This is a genomic window from Okeania sp. SIO2B9 (genome assembly GCF_010672505.1).
In the GTDB taxonomy this organism is placed as follows: Bacteria; Cyanobacteriota; Cyanobacteriia; order Cyanobacteriales; family Microcoleaceae; genus Okeania; species Okeania hirsuta.
Genome location: NZ_JAAHGK010000107.1, coordinates 1 through 9,910, shown reverse-complemented (window position 1 = coordinate 9,910; position 9,910 = coordinate 1). Strand labels below are relative to the sequence as shown.

The window sequence follows — 9,910 nt, the reverse complement described above, 5'->3', positions numbered from 1 at the left end:
TCTTTTTTTTAGTGGTCACTTTTTGGGGCTGGCCTCTCCGATGCGATCGCACCTCTGAGTATTCTATCTCAGGAAGAGGGCATTGCTCCTACTGGTCACTTATTTCTGCCATCCTGCACTAGCGATCGCCACAAAAGGGGACGAGATTCAGTATTTCCTAATTCTCTAATATTTTGCCAAGTGTGCGGGTAGAGTTTTGTGGCGAAGGATGCCATCAACGGAACTACCAATACCATTCGCATAAACATTAGCAAAAATGAATTTTGTAGGGTGGGAGTGACAAACCTTCCTGTTTTCAAAATGCCCAAAATTTTCTGTTCGTTGAATAAAACTCTGACAATGACATTTTGAAAACAGAAACAGAATGATGCAAGTAGAACAATGAAAAAACCAAGCATTTGCTTTATAGCAAAGGACTGTTTTAAGACCTTGACTATTGTGGCATTAATTATATGATGTCTGGTGAATAACTTTTAAATAGATTAAGAGTTAGCCTTCTTTGGAGGAACTACGTTAACAGTTATAGCTATCAAAGGAAAGGGTGCAGAAATATCAAAAGCTTAAAACTCAGATAACGCAAAACTTTTCCTTCTTTCTTCTTCCTTCTGCTATATCAAGTGTATGATAGATGATAGCGAATGTTTACTCCGCGTCTACAGACCCGCCATGAATAAGCACTACACGCTTTTCAAAATATTGTTAATTGTTGAAAACCATAATCAGTATACTAGCAATTACCGGATTTGGTATAACTAGAAAATAAGAAAGTAGTTGATACAGCAGAAGTCAGGATGCTGGAAAACTTATATATCTGGTGCTGTGGATATGAAAGTACACAAAGGTTTACCTATTGCGACCAATACACTATGCTTCGCCACGTCCACTACCTCGTTCATCACAGTACACCCTAACTTGAGCAAAAGATTTTTGGGTATTTGAGGTTGAGTAATTTAGTTGCCAGCTACAGATATTACGGGATAAGATAGTCGAAATTACGATGGAAATATCAATAAATAGGTAGAGACTCATAGGAGTTATCTATTGTTCATACAAGGAGTTTCTACTACTAAATACGGAATTTATATAGTCTTTTCAGGATATAATTCAGTTTCTTTACCTATTCCAGGAAAATTGCGGCCAGATGGTCAATTATTTAGGTGATGAGGGATGAGCGATCGCTGAGTCTACTTGCTTCAACAAGATTTCTAAGGTTGAGGAGTTATCCAAAACTACATCTGCTTGTTGACACTTATTTTCTAGAGGCATTTGATGATTAATTCGAGTGTAAGTTTGTTCTTGACTTAACCCATCCCGTTTCATCAATCTTTCTATTTGTTGTTGAGGTGAAGTGTATGTAACCCAAATTTCTGTTACTAAATCAGTCATTTTGGCCTCAAACAGCAACGGTATTACTAATACTGCTGTGGGGTATTGATCGGAGGTCTGATACCCAGGTTCATTATTTTTTTTGACAAACTGCTGAATATTCTGCTCGAAGCAATCGCGTACATAAGGATGAATTTGTTTCTCTAACCAAAGTAACTCCTCTTGATTATTAAAAACAATCTCTCCTAATTTTTGCCTATTAAGATTACCATTAGGTAACAATATATCAGTGCCATAGTTTTCTATTATACTATCTAAAATCAATGAACCTGGTTGTACGGCTTTGCGAGCATAAATATCTGCGTCCCAAATTGGGAGATGGTAAGTTTTGTTCAGATAATTTGATACAGTCGTCTTTCCTGTACCAATACCCCCAGTTAAACCAATGAGACGCATCATCAAAAAGTCAAAAGTCAAAAATAAATAGCCAAAAGTTAATTATTTTTAGGCAGAGCCTAACTTTCAGTAGTTTAGCTTAATTTATACCATTTATTATCGTCGCTAGTTCCTTTGCTGGTAGTTGTAGGTGTAGAAAACAGGCGCGAGCAACCCTGACTTTTATCTTTCTGAAAAGTTACAAGCAAGTTATGAAAATTTTAGATTACAGTAGAAATGGAAATAGCTCAAACAGAAATTTTCAATATTTATTTTATTTTATGTTATTACAATAGCCAGAGTGGTTAGGACTTATGCTGATGATGAATCTTAGACTAAGCAATGTTTTTCCCACTGTTCCCTCTCTTGGTCGATTGGATATGGCGAAGTCTCCTCGCCATCCCACCCTACGGGAAGCTCCGAAGATCGACCGCTTGCCTCTGTCGCCGACGCGGGGTCGTACCGCTGTTCCCTATTTCCTGCTATAGATGTAGCTCATTAATTAAAGGACAAAAAATATTGACGAAAGAGTAGTTATATGATAAGCGATAAAAAATCACAAACCAATGAACTATGCACCCATCTATAAAATTTACCAGATTCTCATAGTTGTTCCCCTAACTGGACTTTGGGTATTGGATACTGCTGCCCTCCTACCATTCCATGACAACGAAAATAATGGTAGATTAGGAATGATTTCATGGAAAATTTTTTCCGCTAAAATCGCATCAGCTCAAACATCTACTCCATCAATAGTTCCCGAAGCAAATTCAACTAATACAGTAGTAACTCCGGTAACACCATCCCCAGATTCTTCCACAACTCGCTTTGATATTACAGGTGGGAAGCAATCACAAGATAATACTAATCTTTTCCATAGCTTTGAGAGATTTAATTTGGGAGAAAACCAAATTGTTAATTTTATATCTAACCCAAATATCAAAAATATTCTAACTCGTGTAACTGGTGGAGATGCTTCTGTAATTAATGGTCTAATTCAGGTAACAGGGGGCAATTCTAACTTACTGATGATGAATTCTGCGGGTATAATTTTTGGTGCAAATGCTAGATTGGATGTCCCTGCATCTTTTGTCGTAACTACTGGTTCAGGTATTGGTTTTGACTCTGGTTGGTTCAATAGCATAGGTGAAAATAATTACGATATTTTAACAGGAAATCCCAGTGCTTTTTCTTTCCCAATGACGAATCCTGGAGTAATTTTAAATGAAGGTGAGCTAACTGTTGAAGCAGGAGAAAGTGTCACTTTATTGGGAGGCACAATTATTAATACAGGTAAAATTTCTGCCCCAGGTGGTGAAATTACGATCTCCACAGTTCTTGGAGAAAATTTAGTCCGTATTAGTCAAGAAGGACGTTTATTAAATTTAGAAATAGCGACAGAGGATAGAGAAAGTTCTAATGATTTACCAGAAGAATTACACAGTTTAAATCCCTTATCTATACCAGAACTTTTAACAGGTAATAGTGAAGTGATGGAAATGGCTACCGGAGTTAGAGTTAATGATAACAATGAAGTAGTTTTGACAGGTTCTAATCAAGTAATTCCTACAGATTTAGGTACAACGATTGTATCTGGTTCTCTTGATATTTCTTTGGCAGAAAATTCGGAATTGGCAAATACAAGTAGAATCAATATTTTTGGAGAAAAAGTAGGATTATTTAATGCCAAACTGAATGCTTCTGGTATTTATGGTAGTGGCAATATTAGAATTGGTGGAGATTCTCAAGGTTTAGGAACAGTTCCTCGTGCTACTCGTACTTATGTAGATGAAAATACAGAAATATTTGCTACCTCTTTTAGGGATGAGGGTGGAAATATAGTTATTTGGAGTGATGAAGAAACTAGCTTTTTTGGCAAAATAGAAGCTATTGGTCGGATTGAAGAACAGTCTATATCGCTAGAACAAAACTCCAGTAAAAATCTAGTAGAAGTTTCTAGTCAAGGAAATTTAATTTTTGATGGTACTGTTAATTTAGGTTCTCCAGATGTGTTGGGCAGTTTATCATTTAAGGCTGAAAATATTAATATTGTAGATGCAAATATTGAGGCAGCAGATAATCCTTTAAAGGGGGAAACGGCAGCAGGATCTCAGATATCAAAATCATCAATAGAAAGCATATCAGATAGTACAAATATTACTTTTCAAGCGTCTGATAATATTACTGTCAACAATTTATCTGAAACTCAATTAAGTTTTGCTCAGACAAAAGGTGAAATCTCATTTGTCGCAGATAGTGACGAAAATGGTTTAGGGTCTTTGACAATACATTCAGAAAATACTATCAATACTCAAGGAGCAGCAGTTAATATTTCTGGCACGACGATAAATACTGGAAATATTAATACAGAAGGAGGAGAACTTAATATTACCAGTAGTCAAGGTTTTGTGATGACTAATAACTTATCTACTGCCAATTCAAATATGACAGTAGAAAGCAATGGTGGAGAGATTAATATTACGGCACAGGGAAATATTACGACTGGAGAAATTGATGCGAGTGGAGACTCTAGGGGTGGAAATATCACTATGAATGCTGCTACTAATATTGATACAGAAAGCATTAATGCTGAAGGTACGCAAAGTGGTGGAAATATTGATACTAGAGCTGGAAATACTCTCAACTTGCGAGGAATATCAACATCAAGCGGTAGTCGAGAAACTGGCAACATTACTATTACTGGAGATGAAATCAACCTTTTAGGTGGAGAAAACAGTGTCAGTAGCAATGGGAAACTCATCTTACAACCAGCATCAGAAAATCAAAATATTACTCTGGGAGGATTTGAAAATATACAAGGGACAGACGGCAATTTGCCCCTACACCTGACAACAGGAGATTTAGCAACTTTGGCAAATGGTTTTGAGTCTGTTACTATCGGAAAATCGGAAAACTCTGGCAATATTACTATTGCTTCTACAGAAAACAGCAATACAAATGGAGTTGTATTCAATGATCCCACAACTATTCAAGCAGAAAAAATTACAGGTACAGGTACAATAACTGGGGTAGATAATGCTCAAATTACTATAAATGCTAGTAGTGACATTTCCACTGGCAATATTTCCACATCCACAGGTATTACTATTACCAGCATTCAAGGCAATGTTAAGACTGGAGATGTGACGGCAAATACATCAGATAACAGTATTGGTAATATTGATATTACTAGTAGTGGTTCTATCGAAACAGGAAAATTAACCACCACAGGAACAACAGCAGGAGGAAATATTAATCTACAAGCAGGCGATCGCATAACTATAGGTAGAATAAATTCTAGCGCTACACTAGGAAATGCAGGAGAAGTTCAACTGAATGCGGAAAACGGTATTGAGGTCATATCTATACAAGCAGAAGGGGGAAATAGTGGAGGCAATGTCGAAATTACTACAGGTGATACTCTCAGGATAACAGGTACTTTTTTAGACAAAAATCAGAATATTGCTAGTATTTCTACCGCAGGAGAGATAGTGGGGGGAAATATTGCTATTAGCACCGGAAATACACCTTTTATCGTCGGAGATGCTACAATTAATGGTTCTGTAGGAGCAATAACAGATGGAAAATTAACAATTTCACCCGATCGCTCTCTAACTAGTAGTTTTGAACTCAAAGAAGTAGAAAACTCTCAACCACAAAATTCTGATTCTAGTGAAACCACAACGGAATCAGAAAATCAAGAAAATCAACCTCACTCAGAAGAATCAACTCCTCAAAATGTCACTCAACTAGAATCAACAGAATCTAGTAATTATGAGGGAAATCAAACTTCGATCGTTACCGAAACTCAAGCAGAATTAGTTGAAAAGCCAAAAAATATAGAGGAGTCGCAAACTCAAATTCCCTCTGAAGTAGATAACGAGGAACCCTCAAACACAGCTCAAGATATACAGATAGTATCTCAAAACCCCGAATCAAACTCACCAATTTTAGATAATTCTGAACCTACGGCGGCCCCTACAGAAAATATTGCATCCTCAATGAGTAGTTCAGAAGAACAAATTATCCCATTAGTTGTGGAAAATCAAAATCAAAATCAAACTACATTAGAATTTGACCAACCGAATAACTCTCAACTTGTTGTCGAAAATGTGGAGACAAATATTCTTGTAGAAGATACTAATTCCAGTTCAATTACATCAGTTTTAGAGCAAACTGTTGCTATAGAAAATCCCGTCCAAGGTAAGTCCTCTCAGAAACCAACTCCAACTATAGTCGTAGAAGAAAATATGACTACCACTGCTTCCGAAATTTCTCGCAACGATAATTACAATCAAGTTAGTTTAACTGATTCCCTATGGCAAATAGAGTTAAACAGAGGCAGAGAATTCGCGGGTTATTTAGGAAAAAATATTACTAAAAAAACTGCCACAGCAGCAAATATCCGAAATACTCTTAGTAGCGTTGAAAAAATTGGTATCAGACCAGCAATTATATATGTATCTGCACAACCCAATAATTTAGAACTGCAATTGTTTTTGCCAAACGGTAAACCTATTGTCAGAAGTAGTGGGCAAACAAGAGATGAAGTGATTGAGGTTGCCAAAAAATTTACAAATCAGATTAGGACTCCCAGTCAATTAAATTCTCATAATTATTTACCAAATGCCCAAAAATTACATCAATGGTTAATTGCACCAATTGCTGAAGAATTGGCAAATCATAATATTAATACGATCATTTTTTCGATGGATAGCGGTTTGCGAACTATTCCCATCGCCGCTCTACACGATGGTCAACAATTCCTGGTCGAAAAATATAGTTTGGGATTAATTCCTAGTTTTACTTTAACTGATACAACGTATGTTGGATTAAATGGTTCTCAAGTTTTAGCAATGGGAGCATCTGAATTTCCTGGTAATACCGAGCAAACTCCTCTGCCAGCAGTACCTGTAGAACTTAAAAGCATCGTGAATAATCTTTGGCCTGGTAAATCTTTTTTGAATCAAGGATTTACTCTCGAAAATTTAAAGCAGCAAAGTAGCAAAGAAAAATTCAAAATTATTCATTTAGCTACTCATGGAGAATTTCATCCAGGGGGTGCTGACAATTCTTATATTCAATTCTGGGATACTAAGTTACGCTTAAATGAATTACGCCAGTTACGTTTGTATAATGCACAGGTAGAATTATTAGTTTTGAGTGCTTGTACTACTGCAGTCGGAGATGAAGAGGCTGAGTTAGGTTTTGCTGGGTTAGCAGTGCAAGCGGGAGTCAAGTCTGCTTTGGCAAGTCTTTGGTACGTTAGTGATACTGGTACATTAGCTTTAATGACTGAGTTTTATCAGAGTTTATCTAACAGACCAATTAAAGCAGCAGCATTACGACAGGCCCAGTTAGCAATGTTACGGGGAGAGTTGCATTTACAAGATGGTCATATACTCCGAAATGGTAATAAACATCTACCTCTACCACGGGAGTTAGCTAGAGGAGGTAGAAGGGATTTATCTCATCCTTATTATTGGGCAGCATTTACGATGATTGGTTCGCCATGGTGAAAGAAGGAAGAGGGAAGAAGGAAGAAGGAAAAAGGCGTTGCTTAAATGTAATGATAATTAGGGTTTGCTGAAAAAGTCTTATGGGTGAGGGTAGGAGACAGGAGACAGGAGACAGGAGACAGGAGACAGGAGACAGGAGACAGGAGACAGGAGACAGGAGGAACGGGGAATTTAGAGTAGGTAGGAGTAAGAATTGTCAGAATGATTTCTCTGCCCAACTTTTGCCTAAAATACTAACTTTTTGAGCATGAAGAGCTGAAAACCAGGCACTTTTTTCGACCTCAAAAAGGCACTTGTCTTTATATATCAATGCTTTTAGATTTAATCAGCAAGCCCTAATTAGACATCTACTCCAACCATAGGGAGTAGGCAGTAGGCAGCTTTGCTGTAGGGGTAAAGAATTGATAATTTCTTTGGGATATAGATATTGATTTTTGATTCTTGGAGATGTCTATGAGCTGAAGGTAAAATTGAAAAACTGATGTTTTGCGCCCAAAGTTAATCTCAAAATCATTACCACTCAGCAACGCCAGGAAAAATAGGGAAACAATTTAATTAAGGAACAAGGAATAAGGAACAAGTAACAAGGAAAGAAGGAAAATAGGGAAACAATTTATCGATCCAACAGTTTCACAAGAAAAAATAGAAAGTTCAACTTTGCTCTGTTGCGATCGCTATTCAATACCGTTCTACATACCATCCAGGAATACCATAATTCCACCCTCTCATAGTTTCAAAAGGGTCTGCTCTTGTTAGTCTCCGATCGTCAGGCACAGCTACCAGAGGTGTTAAGTTATTGTTAATTTGTTGTTTTTCAGTTACGTTATTCAAAGTATTTCGTGGGAGATTTTTTTCTTTCTCAATCATTTTTTTTGATTCAAATTGTTTGCTAATTTAACATTAACCTACTTATTAAATTAATCAATCCCTCCGGTCATTAATCTCAATATTTCATTAAATAAATTTAAACTTTGTAATGTTGAGAATATTGACGCAACAAAACTAATTATAGCGATAATATCCTAAAAATAACCAAACTGCCCACTATATACAATGTCGATCGAGGTACAACGGAGGCAGGTGCGTTAGAAGCAGAAAGGCTTTATCAGTGATGCTAGGGAATCCCGCGTTGTCGCGTAAGCGCAACGTCGGGTAAATGTTTTTAAAGTTAATCAGCAAAGCTGAATTAAAAAATTAAAATCTCAACGATTATTTCACCCTAGAAATAATATTATGTGCCCCCTCCGAGGGAGCTACACTATCGAATAATTTAGTTATAATAAAATTTGTGTTTGTTTGTAGTTTAACTTTAGCCCTAATACAAGTATTGTAAGAGCTAAAGCCCCACTACGAAGCCCTATTATAATTGTTCTACTGGACATGATATAATTGTGCGATGACGATGAGTATTACAAATTATTTTGGGAGTCATAAAACCAGCATCTATCAATTCTTTTTCAATATCTAAAGTGAAATATTCATCCAGATAAGGTTCCGTACTCTTCAACAAAGTAAAAACATAAGGTTTCATCGTGGCATAAACTTCTGATTTAGGGTTCATATCCATAATTGCAATATTGCCATTTGGACGTAATAACCGCCTTGCCTCGCGAAATATTTTTCTAGTAGCAGTTTGTGGTAGTTCGTGACAGACTAAAGAGATAGAAATTAAATCAAAAGAAGCATCAGGCAAACCAGTTTCTTCCGCAGCAGCATGAACCCAATTAATATCCAAATTTTGTTGTTGAGAACGATACAAACTAACTGCTAAAAAATAGGGCGATAAATCTACCCCTGTCAACTTAGCTTCTGGGTAAACTTTTTGTAGAGGAAAAGTATTTAATCCTACACTACATCCCAAGTCTAAAATATCTTTTGGTCTAGGAATTTCTGTTTTGAGAATATCAGAATAACTCTGACGAAATCTAGCATCTCCAGCGATACCTAATTCTGGCCAAATATTCGCATGAACTGCTAGAGATGCTGCTTCTACTTCTGTTGCAGCTTCCCAACTCATATTACCTTTTTCATAAGCATGAAATGAAGTAAGGTAATATTCTGGATAGCTCAAATTAGGATTATTTACTATTTCCCATTCTCTATCCCAATTGCGTTCGGAGAGTTCTTTTGCTTGTTTGCGCCAAGGAACACCAATTTTTTCTGCACGTTTAATAATCATCTTTCGTGCTTGAGTTTTAGCAAAATTAGCGAGTGGTTTAATTGAGAGAATTCCATTGACTAATTTTGTAGCTAAATTAGGCTGAGATTTGAAAGTAGTAGTCATTATTTTTTTTCTACAAAAAATGTGTTTAAAATTAGTTGTATTGATTCTGCAATAACTATTAACGATTAACTATTAACTGATAAGCAGGTACGCAAAATTAATTACCGAAAAAAATTTCAGGTATAAAGCCTCTCCATTCATGGACAAAAAAGAAAAAAAATCCTTTTAGTCAATCCTATTCTTTATAATAATTAATAATTATTAATTATTAATTGTTGAAACATATCTAACATCATACATAATAGTATACTCTGGTATCAAAACAACAAAAATGGTAATTTTTTATGAGGTTGATCGGCGAATTAAACAACGAAACTAGAAAATTGTTGGAAAGAATGAAACCCTA

General features: G+C 36.2%; 7 protein-coding genes. 2 read left to right on the top strand and 5 right to left on the bottom strand.

Translation table 11 applies throughout. The features are described from left to right. Positions 1–95 precede the first annotated feature (95 nt). The 3 genes from F6K13_RS06290 to coaE all read right to left on the bottom strand — a co-directional run bounded on the left by F6K13_RS06290 (position 96) and on the right by coaE (position 1,782). A complete protein-coding gene (locus tag F6K13_RS06290) occupies positions 96–398 on the bottom strand; it encodes a hypothetical protein (protein ID WP_240041637.1) in 303 nt (100 codons plus the stop codon). Positions 399–864: 466 nt separating this feature from the next. After that, positions 865–1,029: a hypothetical protein gene (locus F6K13_RS06285; protein ID WP_161564553.1), complete on the bottom strand. Its 165-nt coding sequence runs from the start codon at positions 1,027–1,029 to the stop codon at positions 865–867. A gap of 120 nt (positions 1,030–1,149) precedes the next feature. Further along, the gene (coaE, locus tag F6K13_RS06280) at positions 1,150–1,782 is read right to left on the bottom strand and encodes a dephospho-CoA kinase (RefSeq protein ID WP_124145265.1); all 633 of its coding nucleotides are present in this window, start codon (positions 1,780–1,782) and stop codon (positions 1,150–1,152) included. Positions 1,783–2,327: 545 nt separating this feature from the next. On the opposite strand from coaE, the gene F6K13_RS06275 reads away from it, so the two are divergent. Together F6K13_RS06275 and F6K13_RS06270 are read left to right on the top strand one after the other, a co-directional pair. After that, the gene (locus F6K13_RS06275; protein WP_124145264.1) at positions 2,328–7,280 is read left to right on the top strand and encodes a CHAT domain-containing protein; all 4,953 of its coding nucleotides are present in this window, start codon (positions 2,328–2,330) and stop codon (positions 7,278–7,280) included. Between the two features lie 80 nt (positions 7,281–7,360). Beyond that, positions 7,361–7,525 (top strand): hypothetical protein, encoded by a 165-nt coding sequence (locus F6K13_RS06270; RefSeq protein ID WP_161565046.1) that lies wholly within the window; start codon positions 7,361–7,363, stop codon positions 7,523–7,525. 433 nt (positions 7,526–7,958) lie between these two features. Here the strand turns inward: F6K13_RS06270 and F6K13_RS06265 are convergent, their stop codons facing one another. Both F6K13_RS06265 and F6K13_RS06260 read right to left on the bottom strand, forming a co-directional pair. After that, on the bottom strand, positions 7,959–8,147 hold the full coding sequence (locus F6K13_RS06265) for a hypothetical protein (RefSeq protein WP_124145263.1): 189 nt from the start codon (positions 8,145–8,147) through the stop codon (positions 7,959–7,961). Positions 8,148–8,640: 493 nt separating this feature from the next. Continuing rightward, a complete protein-coding gene (locus F6K13_RS06260) occupies positions 8,641–9,564 on the bottom strand; it encodes a class I SAM-dependent methyltransferase (RefSeq protein ID WP_287244951.1) in 924 nt (307 codons plus the stop codon). Positions 9,565–9,910 lie beyond the last annotated feature (346 nt).